Annotated in this window: 15 protein-coding genes; 11 read left to right on the top strand and 4 right to left on the bottom strand. The window is 58.5% G+C overall.

Annotated features, from left to right (window positions below):
- Positions 1-101: 101 nt before the first annotated feature.
- The 3 genes from H9Q10_RS03730 to pncB all read right to left on the bottom strand — a co-directional run bounded on the left by H9Q10_RS03730 (position 102) and on the right by pncB (position 2607).
- Entirely contained in the window at positions 102-665 is a 564-nt protein-coding gene (locus H9Q10_RS03730; RefSeq protein ID WP_197902682.1) for a flavin reductase family protein, read from the bottom strand.
- A 94-nt stretch (positions 666-759) separates the two neighbouring features.
- A complete protein-coding gene (locus tag H9Q10_RS03725; protein WP_197902681.1) occupies positions 760-1311 on the bottom strand; it encodes a hypothetical protein in 552 nt (183 codons plus the stop codon).
- 87 nt (positions 1312-1398) lie between these two features.
- Positions 1399-2607, bottom strand: coding sequence for a nicotinate phosphoribosyltransferase (gene pncB / locus H9Q10_RS03720; protein WP_197902680.1), 1209 nt, complete (start codon positions 2605-2607; stop codon positions 1399-1401).
- 278 nt (positions 2608-2885) lie between these two features.
- Between pncB and H9Q10_RS03715 the strand changes: the two genes are divergently transcribed.
- From H9Q10_RS03715 to H9Q10_RS03690, 6 genes are all read left to right on the top strand, one after another.
- On the top strand, positions 2886-3896 hold the full coding sequence (locus H9Q10_RS03715; protein ID WP_197902679.1) for a L,D-transpeptidase: 1011 nt from the start codon (positions 2886-2888) through the stop codon (positions 3894-3896).
- A 262-nt stretch (positions 3897-4158) separates the two neighbouring features.
- Positions 4159-5610 (top strand): ribosome biogenesis GTPase Der, encoded by a 1452-nt coding sequence (gene der / locus H9Q10_RS03710; protein ID WP_197902678.1) that lies wholly within the window; start codon positions 4159-4161, stop codon positions 5608-5610.
- Positions 5611-5748: 138 nt separating this feature from the next.
- Positions 5749-6858, top strand: coding sequence for a tRNA 2-thiouridine(34) synthase MnmA (gene mnmA, locus H9Q10_RS03705; RefSeq protein WP_197902677.1), 1110 nt, complete (start codon positions 5749-5751; stop codon positions 6856-6858).
- Positions 6859-6970: 112 nt separating this feature from the next.
- Positions 6971-8635 carry an AMP-binding protein gene (locus H9Q10_RS03700; RefSeq protein WP_197902676.1) on the top strand — a complete coding sequence of 555 codons (1665 nt, stop codon included), beginning with the start codon at positions 6971-6973 and terminating at the stop codon, positions 8633-8635.
- Positions 8636-8923: 288 nt separating this feature from the next.
- On the top strand, positions 8924-10756 hold the full coding sequence (hutW, locus tag H9Q10_RS03695; protein ID WP_197902675.1) for a heme anaerobic degradation radical SAM methyltransferase ChuW/HutW: 1833 nt from the start codon (positions 8924-8926) through the stop codon (positions 10754-10756).
- A gap of 266 nt (positions 10757-11022) precedes the next feature.
- Positions 11023-11655 carry an NAD(P)-dependent oxidoreductase gene (locus tag H9Q10_RS03690; protein WP_197902674.1) on the top strand — a complete coding sequence of 211 codons (633 nt, stop codon included), beginning with the start codon at positions 11023-11025 and terminating at the stop codon, positions 11653-11655.
- Between the two features lie 218 nt (positions 11656-11873).
- Here H9Q10_RS03690 and H9Q10_RS03685 read toward each other — a convergent pair whose 3' ends face one another.
- Positions 11874-12833, bottom strand: coding sequence for a beta-ketoacyl-ACP synthase III (locus H9Q10_RS03685; RefSeq protein WP_197902673.1), 960 nt, complete (start codon positions 12831-12833; stop codon positions 11874-11876).
- Positions 12834-13067: 234 nt separating this feature from the next.
- Between H9Q10_RS03685 and cysK the strand changes: the two genes are divergently transcribed.
- From cysK to efp, 5 genes are all read left to right on the top strand, one after another.
- Positions 13068-14003 (top strand): cysteine synthase A, encoded by a 936-nt coding sequence (gene cysK, locus H9Q10_RS03680; protein ID WP_197902672.1) that lies wholly within the window; start codon positions 13068-13070, stop codon positions 14001-14003.
- A gap of 159 nt (positions 14004-14162) precedes the next feature.
- The gene (locus tag H9Q10_RS03675) at positions 14163-14627 is read left to right on the top strand and encodes a prokaryotic membrane lipolipid attachment site family protein (protein ID WP_197902671.1); all 465 of its coding nucleotides are present in this window, start codon (positions 14163-14165) and stop codon (positions 14625-14627) included.
- 696 nt (positions 14628-15323) lie between these two features.
- Positions 15324-15881 (top strand): ribosome recycling factor, encoded by a 558-nt coding sequence (frr, locus tag H9Q10_RS03670; protein WP_197902670.1) that lies wholly within the window; start codon positions 15324-15326, stop codon positions 15879-15881.
- Between the two features lie 211 nt (positions 15882-16092).
- Positions 16093-16617 carry a CNP1-like family protein gene (locus H9Q10_RS03665; RefSeq protein ID WP_197902669.1) on the top strand — a complete coding sequence of 175 codons (525 nt, stop codon included), beginning with the start codon at positions 16093-16095 and terminating at the stop codon, positions 16615-16617.
- A 302-nt stretch (positions 16618-16919) separates the two neighbouring features.
- Positions 16920-17480, top strand: a complete 561-nt coding sequence (efp, locus tag H9Q10_RS03660) for an elongation factor P (protein ID WP_197902668.1) — start codon at positions 16920-16922, stop codon at positions 17478-17480.
- Positions 17481-17717 lie beyond the last annotated feature (237 nt).

The following is a 17717-nucleotide window of genomic DNA, read 5'->3' as shown; positions in this document are numbered from 1 at the left end:
AAAATTTTAGCCGCGCGGTTTTAAAGAGAGCCATCCGGTTGTTCTGTTTTTCAGACAGCCTTTGCCAACAATAGTAAGGCTACCTGAAAAGTTCCCGTGTGCTACTCCACCTTCAAGCCCGAGCCGATGCGGTAAAACTGGCCGGCAGACACATAATGCAGCGTTTTCAGCCCGTCGGGCACGCTGTCGAACAACCAACGCCCGCCGGCATACACGCGGTCGTCTGCCCAGGCGGCGGCCACTTCGCCGATAAACAAATCGTAGCTTTGCTGGTTGTGCGGCTCGGGCAACAGGCGGCAGATCAGGTAGGCGGCGCAGCCTTTCACCAGCGGCACGCCGAAGCCTTCCTGGTAAAACAGCTCCACGCCGCAGTCGGCCAGCTTGTCGGGATTGTTTTTGCGGCTCTGGCTGCCCACCGCCATCACCATTTCCGCCTGCTCGGCCAGCGGCACCTGCACGGCAAACCAGCCGCCCTGTTCCACCAGGCCGCGCGTGAACGCGCCTTTGTCGAGCACCACGGTCAGGCGAGAGGGCGCATAATCCAGCGCGCACGCCCAGGCAACGGACATCACATTGGCCACGCCGCCGTGCTCGGCGGACACCATCACTGTGGGGCCGTGGTTGATCAGGCGGGTGGATTGGGAGAGTTCGATGGGTTGGAGCATGATTTTCCTTTGCTGATAAATAGTTTGGGATGGCAGGCTACCTGAAAGCGATATTTTGGTGCAGCCAAGGCCGAGTTTCTACGAAGTTAAATTTTCATTGCAACAATGCGCCGAGCGTTTTGCGCCGGAACTCGGCATCATCCGCCGGCCATAAGCGGGCCACACGGCCTGCCGTTCGATTGAAGGCGGCCGCCTGTGCGGCGAGGAAAGAGGCTAAATCCTGATCGGTCGGATACAGGCCGCGGCTTTCTTGCCAACACCAAATCCGATTATCGCCGTCGGCGGTGAGCAAAAAATAGTCGGCCGCAGTATCGGCGGCAATCAGCAGCATTTGCCGCCCGACAGGTTCCACTCCGGCTGCATGGACAATACTGCGGTCTTCATCATCATATTCCGCCCAATTTTGCCGAAACAGCGGTTTGGCTGCGCCGCCATACAGCGCGCAACTGTGCGACAGCAAAAGACCGCCGGAGCATTTGCCCATCTGATACAGCAAATCGTGCAGTTGCCCGGTAATATTCAAATTATATCGTTCGGCTATCTCTGCCAATTCGGCTACGTTGTAGCCGGATATGCGGTCATGCCGATAAGGGATGGCGGTGTCGGGTTCGCGGCAGGTTTCCAGCAAGCGAATGAAGTCGGTCATATTGATAATGCTCGGCGCGGTTAGGCGGTATCTTTTTTCAGGTAGCCTCTTCGCGCCGAAAGGCTACCTGAAAAATCATCCCGCGCACTATTCGGTGTCGGCAATCTCGAACACTTGGCGCAGGTAGGCGAGGAAGGTGTCGTTGCTGCTCATGGTTTTGCCGGGGCTGTCGGAGAGTTTGGCCACGGATTGGCCATTGCACTCCACCAGTTTGAGCACGATGTTGAGCGGGGTGTGGCCCATGTCGTTGGTGAGGTTGGTGCCGATGCCGAAGCTGGTTTTGAAGCGGTCTTTGAAATATTGGTGCAGTGCCCAGGCTTTTTCCAGATCGAGGCCGTCGGAAAAGGTGAGCATTTTGGTGCGGCTGTCGATTTTAAGCTTCTGGTAGTGGGCGTAGGCTTTTTCGCCCCAGAGGTAGGGATCGCCGCTGTCGTGGCGCAGGCCGTCGAAGAGTTTGGCGAAATAGAGGTCGAAATCGCGCAGGAAGGCGTCCATGCCGACCACGTCGGTGAGCGCGATGCCGAGGTCGCCGCGGTATTCGCGCACCCAGCTTTCGAGGGCGGCTTTTTGGAAGTCGCGCAGGCGCACGTCAAGCGCTTGGAAGGCCTGCATGAATTCGTGCGCCACGGTGCCGATGGGGATAAGGCCGAGTTTTTTGGCGATGAATACGTTGCTGGTGCCGCGCAGGCAGCTTGGGGCGGCTTGGTTCAATGTGCGCACTACGTGTTCCTGCCAGGCGAGGTTGTAGCGGCGGCGGGTACCGAAGTCGGACACGAGGAAGGGCGGGTCTTCGGGATCTTCGGCCTTGGCATAGTGGCGCAGTAAATCGGCTTTGGCTTGCAGGCGGCGCTCGCCTTCGGCCAGCACTTCGGGGGTTTCCAGGCGTCGGAAGTAGAGCTCGTTTACAATCGAGAGCACGAATATTTCGAAGAACATGGCTTGGATGATCGGCCCTTCCACGCGGATGCAGAGCCGGTTTTCGGCATCTGTGGACACTTTAATGAAGCGGCGTTTGAGCTGGAACAGCTCGAGATAATCGACAAAATCGCTTTTGATGAAGCGCAGGCTGCGCAGGTAGGCCAGCTCGCTTGGCGTGAAGCGCAGGGTGCACAGGTCGTCTAATTCTTCTTCCAGCTCGCTGCGGATCTCCACCAGCGGATAAACCAAATCTTCCAGGTTGCGGCAGCGGAATTCGTATACGCCGTGCGCCTGCGGGAATTGGTGCAGCACCACTTGCAGCATGGTGAACTTGTAGAGGTCGGTGTCCAGCAGGGAGTGGATGATGCGCTGTTTCATGGCTGCTCCGTGAGTGTGGATGTGTGGAGGGGTTTGATGGTTTAAATTCGGGCTTTGCTTTAGTTTCGTTGAAGCTTTGCTTCAGTTTCGCAGAAATTCAGCTTGGGTTTTCAGGTAGCCTTTCGGCTTATTCTGCTTTGGCGGCCGTCAATGGTGTGGCATTAAAGCACATTTTGCCGTTTTCAGGTAGCCTGCCGCATCGGGTGCGGCCGTTTTCGGGTATTATGCTGCCAACGCGGTTTCCGCACCAATAAACCCCATTTTCCAAACAGATACCCATGAAAAAACTCGCCCTGCTCGGCCTCGTTGCCGTTTCCGGCCTCGCCGCCGCCAACACGCCCCTGCCCGATTTTTCACCCGTTGCCCAAGGGCAGCACGTGGTCATCAACATTCCGCAGATGCGGCTGTTCCTGTATGAAAACGGCCGGCTGAAAAACGCCTATCCCGTGGCAGTGGGCAAAAACCGCACCCGCACCCCGCTGGGCAACTATCAAATCGGTTCCAAAGCCTACAACCCCACCTGGACCATTCCCGCCAGCATCCGCCGCGAGCGCGCCGCGAGCGGCCTGCCCGACATCGCCAGCATCCCGCCCGGCCCCAGCAACCCGCTCGGCCCGGTATTCGTGCGCCTCGGTCCGCCGCGCCTCGGCCTCGGCATCCACGGCACCAACGCCCCCGCCAGCGTGCCCGGCATCCGCAGCCACGGCTGCGTGCGCATGCACAGCAACAACGCCCTGCAATTCGCCCGCAGCGTGCACACCGGTGCCAATGCCGCTGTGATCTACCAGCTGGCCAGCCTCAACGCCGATGCCAACAACAACCTTTGGCTCGCCGCCTACTCCGACCCCTACCAGCAGCGCAACCTGAACACCGCCGCCCTGCGCCAAAGCATCACCGCTTGGGCGCAGGCCAAAGGCCTTACTGCCAACGAATCACGCATCAACGCCGCCCTGCGCAGCCGCAACGGCCGCCCCGTGTGCATCACCTGCCGCCCCGGCCAAACCAAAGTGCAAGGCCAGCTGCAATCCTTGGCCTGGCAAGACGGCTCGGGCGAATTGAGTCGCCCGCAGGCCGTGGAAATCCAGGCGCCGCAGCAGCCGGACGAAATCCTGCCCGAAGGCAGCGCCGTGGAAGCCCTCACTGACGGCGCCGGCAGCACCGAAACCCCGATTCCGGCCAGCAATCCCGCACCGCGCCGCCGCAGCACCGCCGCCGAACCGCGCGAACGCCCGCTGCCCGCCACACCCGTGCAGCCGCAGGATATACCGTTATCGGATACCTTGCTGTAAACCGAGAAACCTGCCGCTATGCTGATAACGGCAGGTTTGATTTTTCAGGTAGCCTCCAAGTGCACACAGGCTACCTGAAAACCCCTCCCCCAAGCCAAACCGTTCACAACACGCTATAATCTCGCCTGCACTTTTCAGGTAGCCTCATCCCGCCAACCCAGGCTACCTGAAAACCCAGTAAACAATACCCCCGTGCCCCACGCACCTGCTCGCCGCCTGCCGTTTCCCGCGCAGGCCGCCTGACACAGAAAGACCAAAACCCATGAAACCCACCATCGCCCTGGTCGGCCGCCCCAATGTGGGCAAATCCACCCTGTTCAACCGCCTCACGCGCACCAAAGACGCGCTGGTGCACGACCTGCCCGGCCTCACCCGCGACCGCCACTACGGCCACGGCAAAGTCGGCAGCAAGCCTTATCTCGTGGTGGATACCGGCGGTTTCGAGCCGGTGGTGGACAGCGGCATCCTGCACGAAATGGCCAAGCAGACCCTGCAAGCCGTGGACGAAGCCGACGCGGTGATTTTCCTGGTGGACGCGCGCACCGGCCTCACCCCGCAAGACAAAATCATCGCCGACCGCCTGCGCCAAAGCCCGCGCCCCGTGTATCTGGCCGTAAACAAAGGCGAAGGCGGCCGCCGCGACGTGCTGGCCGCCGAATTTTATGAGCTCGCGCTGGGCGAACCGCACGTGATTTCCGGCGCGCACGGCGACGGCGTGTATTATCTGATTGAAGACGTGCTGGAAAACTTTCCCGAAGCGGAAGAAGAAACCGAGCAGGCCAAACACCCCGTGTTTGCCGTCATCGGCCGGCCGAACGTAGGCAAATCCACGCTGGTGAACGCCATTCTCGGCGAAGAGCGCGTGATTGCCTTCGACATGGCCGGCACCACGCGCGACAGCATCCACATCGACTTTGAGCGCGAAGGCAAGCCCTTCACCATCATCGACACCGCCGGTGTACGCCGCCGTGGTAAAGTGGATGAAGCAGTGGAGAAATTTTCCGTGATTAAAGCCATGCAGGCGATTGAAGCCTCCAACGTGGCCGTGCTGGTGTTGGACGCGCAGCAGGACATCGCCGACCAAGACGCCACCATCGCCGGTTTCGCATTGGAAGCTGGCCGTGCGCTGGTAGTGGCCGTGAACAAATGGGACGGCATTTCTGAAGAGCGCCGCAACAGCATCAAAAAAGACATCGAGCGCAAGCTGCACTTCCTCGATTTTGCCAAATTCCACTTCATTTCCGCGCTGAAGGAGCGCGGTATCGACGGCCTGTTTGCCAGCATCCAAGCCGCCTACGATGCAGCGTTTATCAAAATGCCCACGCCCAAAATCACCCGCGTGCTGCAAAGCGCGATAGAACGCCAAGCCCCGCCGCGCGCCGGGCTGGTGCGCCCCAAAATGCGCTACGCCCACCAAGGCGGCATGAACCCGCCCGTGATCGTGATTCACGGCAATTCGCTGCAACATGTGGCCGACAGCTACACCCGCTACCTCACGCAAACCTTCCGCAAAGCCTTCAACCTGCAAGGCACCCCGCTGCGCATCCAATATAATATTGCCGACAATCCCTACGAAGACACCGCGGAAAAAACCAAAAACAAACCCCTGCGCCGCACCACCCTGAGCAACCGTATCGCCAAACGCGATGAGAAAGCCCGCAGCAAAGCCAAAACCAAAAAACGCCAAGTGAGCATAAAGAAACGGCACAGCTAGTTTTGCATAAAGGCTACCTGAAAACTTAGGCCAGGCATTCATGTCCGGCCCACCCGACATAACACCATTAAATTAAAGGCTACCTGAAAACAGCCCCATACTCCTTTTCAGGTAGCCTCCAAGCAAACACCAAACACCATGCCCACCACCCCGCAAAACATCATCGTCGGCCTCTCCGGCGGCGTCGATTCCTCCGTTACCGCCCACCTGCTCAAGCAGCAGGGTCACCACGTGCGCGGCGTTTTCATGCAAAACTGGGAAGACGACGACAACGACGAATATTGCAGCATCAAGCAAGATTCTTTCGACGCCATCGCCGTGGCCGACATCATCGGCATCGATATCGACATCGTCAATTTCGCCGCCCAATACAAAGACAAAGTCTTCGCCTACTTCCTGCAGGAATACCAAGCCGGCCGCACCCCCAACCCCGACGTACTCTGCAACGCCGAAATCAAGTTCAAATGCTTTTTGGACTACGCCATCGAGCAAGGCGCCGAAGCCATCGCCACCGGCCACTACGCCCGCAAAGAAGTGCGCAACGGCAAGCACTACCTGCTCAAAGGCTTGGACGCCAACAAAGACCAAAGCTACTTCCTCTACCGCCTCCAGCCCTACCAGCTCGAGCGCTCCCTCTTCCCGCTCGGTCACTTGGAAAAACCCGAAGTGCGCCGCATCGCCGCCGAAGCCGGCCTGCCCACCGCCGCCAAAAAAGACAGCACCGGCATCTGCTTCATCGGCGAACGCCCCTTCCGCGAATTCCTGCAAAAATACCTGCCCACGGCCGAAGGCGATATGGTTACGCCCGAAGGCAAAGTCGTGGGCAAACACGTTGGCCTGATGTTCTACACCCTCGGCCAGCGCAAAGGCTTAGGCATCGGCGGCGCCGGCGAGCCGTGGTTTGTGGCCGGCAAAGATTTGGCCGCCAACCGCCTCATCGTGGTGCAAGGCCACCAACACCCGCTATTGTTTTCAGGTAGCCTCAGCATGAGCCAGCTCAGCTGGACGCTGCCTGAAAACCCCGGCGAAACACACGGCAGCCGCCCGCCCGAAGGCCGCTACACCTGCAAAACCCGCTACCGCATGGCCGACGCCCCCTGCGAGCTGCGCCATCTGGGCGACGATAGTGCCGAGCTGATATTCGACAGCCCGCAATGGGCGGTTACCCCCGGCCAGTCCGCCGTGCTGTATGATGGCGACGTTTGCCTGGGCGGCGGCATCATCGACCATGCCGTGATTGCCGGATAAACCGCGCTGCCGGGCAAACCCTCCACACAGAACACAAACCGGCTACCTGAAAACCCAAGCGGCCTTTCCGCCACACCAATATTTTTCAGGTAGCCCCTACCAGGAGACCAAATTGGAAAAAATCTGGCTGCAAAGCTATCAAGAGGGCGTGCGCCCCGAAATCGACGTGCGCCGCTACGGCTCAATCTGCGACGTATTCCGCGAAACCGTTGCCCAATATGGCAACCGACCCGGCTTCACCAACTTCGGCACGGTGCAGACCTATGCCGAAACCGCCCACCTGGCCGAACAGTTCGCCTCCTATCTGCAAAACGTGCTCAAGCTGGAAAAAGGCAGCCGCGTGGCCGTGATGATGCCCAACCTCTTGCAATACCCCGTGGCCGTGTTCGGCATTTTGCAGGCCGGCTGCATCGTGGTAAACGTGAACCCGCTCTATACCCCGCGCGAGTTGCAACACCAGCTCAAAGACAGCGGCGCCACCACCATCCTGGTGCTGGAAAACTTCGCCCACACCCTAAGCCAAGTAGTGGCCGGCACCCAGGTGCAACACATCATCCTTGCCTCGGTGGGCGACCTGCTCGGCTTTTTCAAAGGCACCCTGGTGAACCTGATTGTGCGCCATGTGAAAAAAATGGTGCCGCCCTACCGGCTGCTCGGCGCCGTCCGCTTCAACCGCGCGCTCAGGCAAGGCGCGGCGCACCCCTTCCGCCACGTGCACATCACGCTGGAAGACACCGCCTTCCTGCAATACACCGGCGGCACCACCGGCCTCTCCAAAGGCGCCATGCTCTCACACGGCAATATCTGCGCCAATATGCTACAGGCCGAGGAATGGATTCAATCCAACCTCTCCACCGAAGGGGAATTGGTGGTGACCGCGCTGCCGATGTACCATGTGTTCGCGCTCACGGTAAACCTGATGATCTTCACCCGCATCGGCGCGCAAAACCTGCTCATCACCAACCCGCGCGACATCAAGTCCTTCGTAAAGGAGCTGAAGAAATACCGCGTCAGCGTGCTGCCCGCAGTGAACACCCTGTTCAACGCCCTGCTCAACAACCCCGATTTCCGCAGCGTGGATTTCTCCAGCTGGAAGCTGTGCCTCGGCGGCGGCATGGCCGTGCAGGAAAACGTGGCACAGCAGTGGAAAGCGCTCACCGGCCAGCCCATCGTGGAGGTATACGGCCTCACCGAAGCCAGCCCCGGCGTGTGCGCCAACCCGCTCAACATCAGCGAATACAACGGCACCATCGGCCTGCCCGTGTCCAACACCGACATCGAAATCCGCGACAACGACGGCCACGAAGTGCCGCTGGGCGAAATCGGCGAACTGTGCATTAAAGGCCCGCAAATCATGCAGGGCTACTGGCAGCACCCCGAGGAAACCGCCGCCACGCTGGACGAGCGCGGCTTCCTCGCCACCGGCGACATGGTGAAGATGGATGAAAAAGGCTTCATCAAACTGGTGGACCGCAAAAAAGACATGATTGTGGTGTCCGGCTTCAATGTGTATCCGAACGAAGTGGAAGAAGTGGTTACCCGGCATGCCATGGTGCTGGAAGCCGCCTGCATCGGGGTGCCCAGCAGCAAAACCGGCGAAGCGCTGAAGCTGTTTGTGGTAAAAAAAGACCCAGCCCTCACCCGCGAAGAGCTCATCAGCTTCTGCCGCCTCCAGCTCACCGCCTACAAAGTGCCGAAAGACATCGAATTCCGCGATGAGCTGCCCAAATCCAACGTGGGCAAAATCCTGCGCCGCGAACTGCGCGAACAAGCGTAGTCGCCGGGCAGGCAAACGGGCAGATTGGCCTTCACGGCCGGTCTGCCCGTTGTAGTTCGTGAACAATAGTAAAGCAAGTTTACAAGCGTGGCACCCCAAGCTCCGTCGCCCATCTTCTGATACCCGTCAAAACATTCAGGCTACTTGAAAACACAATCCTTCTTTATAACAAATGCTTCAGGCTACCTGAAAATCCTCTACCCCACCCGAACTATTTCAGCCACGCTATCCCTGTAGTAGAATCCATTCTCGTTTACCAACAAGCTGCCCAACCCGGCATCCCACACCATGCCCGCCACCGCCGAAACCACCTCCATCCAAACCATCCGCTGGCCCGCCCGAGAAGCCGCGCCGCAGGCCTTTCCCGAAAGGCAGGCGCTGATGCCGATTTGGGGCGGCATCCCCGTGCCCATGCCGCAATGGCAGAAACTCTGGCAAAGCCAAATCGCCCGTTCGCTCGACGAAGACGGTCTGGCCTATATCCACATCCCCTTCTGCGCCAACCACTGTGTGTTCTGCGGCTTCTACCGCAACGCTTGGAAAGAAGAACACGGCGGTGTTTACGTGGACAAAGTGATTGAAGAACTCGAAGCCGAAGCCGCACAGCGCACCGGCGGCGGCAAAATCCAAGCCGTGTATTTCGGCGGCGGCACGCCCACCGCGCTGTCCACGCCCGACCTCGTGCGCCTTGTCCGCGCCTGCTACCAATACCTGCCGCTGGCCGACGACTGCGAATTCACCCTCGAAGGCCGCATCAGCCATTTCGGGCTGGATAAAGCCCGCGCCGCCATCGAAGCCGGCGTAAACCGCATCTCCATCGGCATCCAAACCTTCAACACCGCCATCCGCCGCCGCCTCGGGCGCAAACACAGCGGCGAAGAAGCCTATGGCTACCTGAAAGAACTGTGCGGCCTAGACGCCGTCATCGTGGCCGACCTGATTTTCGGCCTGCCCGGCCAAACCGACGACATCTGGGCGCGCGACATCGAGCTCGCTGCCGGCCTGCCCCTTTCCGGCCTCGACACCTATGCCTTCAACTGCTACCCCTTCCTGCCCATCAACCGCATGATTGAAAAAGGCGCGTTCCCGCCGCCTCCCGGCTTCGACGTGCAATCCCAGCACTACGCCTACGCCGTGCGCGAATTGGACAAACTCGGCTGGCGGCAAGTGAGCAACAACCATTTCGCCTACCCCGGCCGCGGCGAGCGCAACCGCTACAACACCCTGGTCAAATCCAACATGCCCTGCCTCGCCTTCGGTTCCGGTGCCGGCGGCAACTTCGGCGGCTTCAGCTACCAAGTGCAGAGCGATTTGGAAGGCTACCTGAAAAATCCGCCAGGCCGAAAAGCCCTCTCCTTCATGAGCCGCCACGGCAAGCACAAAGCCCTGCTCGGCCAAGTGCAGCACGATATCGAACTCGGCCGCATTAACACCCGCCTGTTTGACGGCAACGCCGAAGCCCAAGCCCTGCTGCACCAATGGCAGGAAGCCGATTTATTGCACATCAACGGAGACGGCCAAGCCATTCTCCACACCAGCGGCCGCTACTGGTCGCCCACCCTCACCCGTAAACTGATGATGACCCTCCCACCCGACGAAAAGGAAACCGCCATGCAAAAACTCTCCGCCGAACAGCAAACCGTATTGCGCAACTCGCTGGCCGACAACCCCGGCCAAATCCTCGAAATGCTCGCCGGCCAGCACCAATGCAGCTTTGAAGACGTCATCAACTGCCTGCCCGAAAACCTTGTGAAGAAAACCGAAGGCAGCCGCTTTGTCGAAATCATGCAGGCACTCGCCGGCTGGAACGAAGCCGTCACCTTCATCGCCCACACTCCCGACGTGATTGCCGAAGTCACCGGCAAAATCCCCAATGGCAAAATCGGCCGCGGCTTCTACAACTTCGAGCACGCCGAAGAAGGCGGCATCCACGGCCACATCTACTACGAAAACTGCGCCGCCATCTACCTCATCGAACGCCCCTTCATGGGCAAATCCACCGTGTCGCTCAACTTTGTAAACCGCAGCGGCGGCGCCATGTTCAAAATCTTCGTTGGCCGCGACGAAAAAGGCGAGCTGAAACAAAACCAAATCGAAGCCATGCGCGCCCTGTTCGCCTGAATCCGCCCGGGCATTAAGGCTACCTGAAAACGATGTTTGGGCACAGCCCAAGCTGAGTTTCTGCGAAGCTAAAGCGCAAGCTTCAACGAAGTTAAACCGATGTTTGGGCGCAGCCCAAGCTGAGTTCCTGCGAAGCTAAAAACTCAAAGCAGCCTGCCCCTCGTCCCAACAAACGCAGGCTGCCTTTCCAAAAGCAGCCCGCACTTTTACCGGAATCCCTAATCCGCGCCAACACCCCCAACCCATTTCCCCATAGGAGCACCGCCATGCTGATGATATTCGGCGCCAACGGCCCCAGCGGCCGCCAGCTCATTCAACGGCTTCCCAACCCACAAGCCGCCATAGCCGCATTAAGGCTACCTGAAAACCAAACCGACCCATTCTTCACCCAGCACAGCATCCAAACCACCGTTGCCGATGCGCTCGACGAAACCGCCGTCGCCCAAGCCGTGCAGCAATTCCAACCCGACACCGTTGTCAGCTTCATTGGCGGCAAAAACGAACAAGGCATCCGCAGCGACGCCACCGGCAACATCCACCTCATCCGCGCCCTCGAGAAACACGCCCCGCAAGCCCGCCTCATCCTCATCACCAGCATGGGCTGCGGCGAACAATTCCCCCTGATGAGCGATATGTTCAAGCAAGCGCTGGGCGAAGCCGTGGCCGCCAAAACCGAAGCCGAAACCGCCCTGCGCCAAAGCAAACTCGCCTGGACCATTCTGCGCCCCTGCGGCCTCGCCGATGGCGACAGCACCGCCTACCAACTGCACGAACAACTCCCCGCCATCCCCCGTCAATACATGACCCGCGCCGCCCTCGCCGAGGCCGTGTGCCAAATCATTGCCGAAGGCGGGCACGATGGCAAAGCGTACTCGGTCACTTCCGGCCAAGCCGCTTAACCCCTCGCGGCAACACAAAGGCTACCTGAAAAACAATTTCGGCTCCGCAGAAACCTGCCCTTGTTTTAAGCGCGCTGAAGCTTGCGCTTTCCGGTCAGCCTGCCTTTCCAGCCTAATCGGCACGTTGTCAATCGCCCACCGCCCATTGTTCAGCCGGTTTCGGCAACAAAAGAGGCTACCTGAAATTTTCAGGTAGCCTCTTTGCCATCCGGCAATCTCTAATATTTCACCAGCACTGCACCCCAGGCAAAGCCGCCGCCGATACCTTCCAACAGCAGGGTGTGGCCGCGCCGGATGCTGCCATTGCGCACGCCGCTGTCGAGCGCCAGCGGGATGGAGGCGGCGCTGGTGTTGCCGTGTTCCTGTACGGTGAGCACCACTTTGTCCATGCTCAGTTTGAGGTGTTTGGCGGTGCTTTCGAGGATGCGGTAGTTGGCCTGGTGCGGCACCAGCCAGTCGATTTGCTCGGGCTTCATGCCGGCTTCGGCAATCACTTCTTCGGCCACTTTGGCCAGGGCTTTCACGGCGAATTTAAACACGCCGGGGCCGTCCATCTGCAAGAAAGGCACGCCGGTTATTTCGCCGTTGGCAATCTGCCCGGGGGTTTGCAACAAGTGGCGGTAGTTGCCGTCGGCCTGCAGCTTGCTGTGCAGGATGCCGGGTTCTTCCGATGCGCCGAGCACCACGGCGCCGGCCCCGTCGCCGAACAATACGCAGGTGCTGCGGTCGGTCCAATCCATGATGCGGCTGAACACGTCGGCGCCGATCACCAGCGCTTTTTTGGCCAGCCCGCTTTTGATGTAGGCGTTGGCGGTGGTGAGTGCATACATAAAACCGGCACACACGGCCTGCACATCGAAGGCAGGGCAGCCGTTGATGCCGAGCTTTTGCTGCACGATGGTGGCGGTGGCGGGAAAGAGCATATCGGGCGTGGAGGTGGCCACGATGATCAGGTCGATTTCGGCAGCTTCCACGCCGGCGGCTTCCAGCGCGCGGCCCGCGGCGGCGGCGGCCAGGTCGCTGCATTTCTCGTTGTCGGCGGCGATATGTCGGTTTTTGATGCCGGTACGGGTGGTGATCCACTCGTCGGAAGTGTCTACAATTTTGGCGAGGTCGTCGTTGCTGAGGGTTTTGGCCGGCAGGTAGCTGCCGGTGCCGAGGATTTTGGCGTAGGTCATGATGTGTTTTTTCGGTTGGGCGACGGATAACAAAGCCGCGTATTTTAAAGGTTTCCGCTGTGTTTGTCTCAGATTTATCCAACTTTAGCGTTTGCCGCCACCGGCAGTTATGGCGCCTCCCGTGCGTATATACCTTTTCAATATAAAGATACAAATACAAATTATTTGTTTGCCGCCCCTTTTGGCCTTATCATGCGCCCATCTTTCATCACACATTGCCCACAGGAGCACCGCATGAACATCGCCAACAGCATCGTCGATTTAATCGGCAACACCCCGCTGGTTAAGCTCAATCGCCTCACCGAAGGCCTGAACGCCCAAGTGGCCGTGAAGCTCGAATACTTCAATCCCGGCAGCAGCGTGAAAGACCGCATCGCCATTGCCATGATCCGCGCCGCCGAAGAATCCGGCCAAATCAAGCCGGGCACCACCATCGTGGAAGCCACCAGCGGCAACACCGGCATCGGCCTGGCCATGGTTTGCGCCGCGCTGGGCTACAAACTCATCATCACCATGCCGGAAACCATGAGCAAAGAGCGCAAAATGCTGCTGCGCGCCTACGGTGCCGAGCTCATCCTCACCCCCGGCGCAGAAGGCATGAGCGGCGCCATTGCCCGCGCCCAAGCACTGGTGGATTCCGATCCGGGCCGCTACTTCATGCCGCGCCAGTTCGACAACCCCGCTAATCCCGAAATCCACCGCCGCACCACTGCCGAAGAAATCTGGCGCGACACCGACGGCCGAATCGACATTTTCGTGTCCGGCGTGGGCACCGGCGGCACGCTTACCGGCGTGGCTGAAGTGCTGAAACAGAAAAAGCCCACTGTGCAGGCTTATGCTGTCGAGCCCGAAGCCTCGCCCGTGTTGAGCGGCGGCGAAAAAGGCCCCCATCCCATCCAAGGCATCGGCGCCGGCTTCGTGCCCAACACCCTGAACACCGGCATCTACGACGGCATCATTCAAGCCCCGAACCAAGCCTCCTTCGATACCGCCCGTGATGCCGCCGCCAAAGAAGGCCTGCTGGTGGGCATTTCTTCCGGTGCCGCCATTTGGGCCGCCCTGCAACTGGCGAAAAAGCCGGAAAACCAAGGCAAATTGATTGTGGCCGTTGTGCCCTCCTATGGTGAGCGTTATCTCTCCACCCCCCTGTTTGAAGATTTGGCCTCTTAAGCCAAACCGCCGAAAAAGCCGCAGCCATGCGGCTTTTTTTGTTTCGCCATATGTTGCACTTCCAGCGTGAATTTTCCCGAAAACTTGCCCCGCCGCCCAATTTTCCCTAATATTGCCGCATTGCAAAGAATCTTTAACCTTCCAGCCAAAAGCATGATTATGAAAAAACATCTCCCCATCCTGCTGCTTGCCGGCCTGCTCGGCGGCTGCAACCTGCTCTCCTCGCCCTCTTCCGCCACGCCCCGCCGCACCGCCGGCGCTCAGCAATACACCCTCGCTGCCAGCCATTGGGGCGACGTGGCCAAAATCCGCAACGAAGCCACCCGCCTGGGCTACGAAGTGAACCGCGGCCGCATGACCAAGACCCAGGCCGCCCAACAGCTCAACCGCTTCCGCCTCAACCTGGTGGGCCGCAACAGCGTGGACGACAGCATGTATGAAATCTACCTACGCTCCGCCGTACAAAGCCAGCAAGGCCGCATCACGCCCGACCAATCCAAAGTCTTCGTGCGCAACGCCCTGCAAGGCTGGCAGCAGCGCTGGCCCAATATGCAAAACCGCCCGGCCAACCCCGCCTTCACCAACTTCCTGATGGAAGTGATGAATATGCAGCCGCTGAAATAAGCAAGCTGCCCGCAACGGCAAAAGGCTACCTGAAAACAGTTTTTCAGGTAGCCTTTCCATATGGAAAACACATATGGTGCAGCCAACCTTGTTCTTTTGGAAAACCGCGCCGCATTTCAAATTACCACAGCAACCTAGGCTTGACTCGGCTTGAGCTTGCACCAATCATGATTCGCTGAAGCCTTCAAATCAGCTCAAAACTTCTACACAAACAGCGTCAGACACCGTAAATAAGTGAAGGCTACCTGAAAATTTCAGGTAGCCCTTCCGTATTCAGGCACCATAACAAACCGCAAAAATGGCTGCTGCTGACAGAATCAGCAGAGTCACCGCATTGCATAGATGATGTCGAAAATTGTACGCAGCTGAAAATCAGCGCGAAAAGAGTGTACCGCGTGCAGGCCTGGTGTGGCATTTGTACCTTGGATATAAACGACAAATATCGGGTTACACCGCTGAGGGAAGTTGTACCGCTGTCTTTCCGCAAAGGCTCATTTCTGTATAACCTGTCGACATTTGTGCCGTTTCCCATGTTGTGGTTTGTGGTGCTGCGCCTAGGATGGGAAAAGCGGTACGCCTGCCAGCCGGAAAACCTTGCCGCAGCGGGCAAAGCAAGGTAGTATCCGCCCGTTATACAAGCTTGCCCTATAGCCAAACAGGCTACCTGAAATTTTTTTCAAGTTCGAAGGACCCTCCATGATCAAAGACATCCAATCCTCAGCCGAAACCAAGATGCAGCGTTCGCTCGAAGTGTTGCGCGAAAACCTGGCCAAAGTGCGCACCGGCCGCGCCCACACCGGCCTGCTCGACCAGGTGGAAGTGGAATACTACGGCAGTATGGTGCCCGTGAGCCAGGTGGCCAACGTTACCCTGCTCGATGCGCGCACCATCAGCGTAAAGCCCTATGAAAGCAATATGGCCGCCGCGCTGGAAAAAGCCATCCGCGATTCCAACCTCGGCCTGAACCCCGCCGCCATGGGCGATCTCATCCGCGTGCCGATGCCGATGCTCACCGAAGAGCGCCGCAAAGACCTGATTAAAGTGGTGCGCGGCGAAGCTGAAGACGGCCGCGTATCCATCCGCAATGTGCGCCGCGATGCCAACGACCACATCAAAAAGCTGCTGAAAGACAAAGAAGTATCCGAAGACGATGCCCGCCGCGGCGAAGAGCAGATTCAGAAGCTCACCGACAAATACATTGCCGAAGTAGATAAGCTGCTGGCACACAAAGAAGAAGATTTGATGGTGGTGTAAACCAAACCGCCCGGCAGCGGCGAAAGGCTACCTGAAACGCAAGCTTTAATGCAGTTCAAACGATGTTTTGGCGCAAAAAAGGCTGAGTTTCTGCGAGGTTACAGCGTTAGTTGCAACGCAGTTAAAGCGATGTTTGAGCGAGGCGCAAGTTGAGGTTCTGCCAAACTGAATCCTCTTGGTTTTGCCGCCTGCCCGATCTCAAGGAGTACTCATGAAAAAAATCCTGGCCGCCGTGCTGCTGGCCGCCTGTGCCGCCGCTTCGGCAGAATATGTGCCCTTTGCCGATCGCTACGGCTATCAGTTTGAAGACGAAAAGCCGTGGGAAGAGGCGGCGGTGGAGCTGCCTGCCTATCCCAGCCTGCAAAGCGGCGAGTGGTTTGATTTGTATATCAATCCCACCTACCGTAATAAGGTTTCGCTGCAACTGCCTGTGCAGATGGCTGCCGACCGCAGCCTGCGCTATGTGCTGGCCGTGGCTGTGCCCGGCGGGCAGGTCAATATGACCTACGAGGGCATGCGCTGCGGCGACAGACACCTGAAAACCTTCGCCTTCGGCGACAACACCAACCGGCGCTGGATTGCCCCGCGCAACACCGGCTGGCGCAAATTCGATAGCTATGTGAACGCCAACGACCCGGTGCGCAGCCGCCTGATGGCCATCTTCTGCAACGACGGCCGCCCGCTCAACGAACAGGAGCTGGATCAGCGCATCCGACGTCTGGGCGGCCTGCATTGAGCGTGTTGTTGTGCGGCAAACTATTTTCTGCAAAGCGGCAGCCTGGCGACTCGGGCTGCCGGTTTTATTTCAGGCGACTCTATTTTAGCTTTGCAAGAACTCAGCTTGGGCTGCACCCAAACATCGGTCCACTGCGTTGAAGCTTACGCTTTAGCTGCGCAGAAACTCAGCTTCCTGCGGAAACATCATTTTAACTTCGTTGAAGCTTACGCTTTCAGGTAGCCTCTGTTTGGACAGCACGGGCGGTTTGCGCTAAAATGCCGCGTTTCCGATTTTTCCGTTTGAATGAAAGAGATTTGATTATGAAAACCGCACAAGAACTGCGCGCTGGCAACGTGTTCATGGTGGGCAGCGAGCCGATGGTGGTACAGAAAACCGAATACATCAAAGGCGGCCGCTCTTCAGCCAAAGTGAGCATGAAGCTGAAAAACCTGCTCACCGGCGCCGCTTCAGAAACCATCGTGAAAGCCGACGACAAATTCGACGTGATCCAGCTCGACCGCAAACAGTGCACCTACAGCTATTTCGCCGACCCGATGTATGTGTTCATGGACGAAGAGTTCAACCAATACGAAATCGAAGGCGAAAACATTGGCGACAACCTGAAATTTATCGTGGACGGCATGGAAGACGTGTGCGAAGTGACCTTCTATGAAGGCAATCCGATTTCTGTGGAGCTGCCCACCATCATCGTGCGCGAAGTGGAATACACCGAGCCCGCAGTGAAGGGCGACACTTCCGGCAAAGTGATGAAACCGGCGCGCCTCGTGGGCGGCACCGAAATCCAAGTGATGGCCTACATCGAAAACGGCGACAAAGTGGAAATCGATACCCGCACCGGCGAATTCCGCAAACGCGCTTAACCGACTGACATACAACCGGAAAGGCTACCTGAAAATTTTAGCTTCGCAGAAACGATGCGGAGCTTGTTTTCAGGTAGCCTTTTCCTTGCTGGCGGTTTGGATTGCGGAACCGGTTGAGGCTACCTGAAAACGATGTTTGGGCGCAGCCCAAGCTGAGTTTCTGCGCAGCTAAAGCGCAAGCTTCAACGAAGCTAAAACGAAGTGTAATGAAGTGAAAACAAGGTTTCGGTGCGGCCA

This window comes from Eikenella glucosivorans (assembly GCF_016025525.2).
GTDB lineage: Bacteria > Pseudomonadota > Gammaproteobacteria > Burkholderiales > Neisseriaceae > Eikenella > Eikenella glucosivorans.
This window is presented reverse-complemented; position numbering and strand designations above follow the sequence as displayed.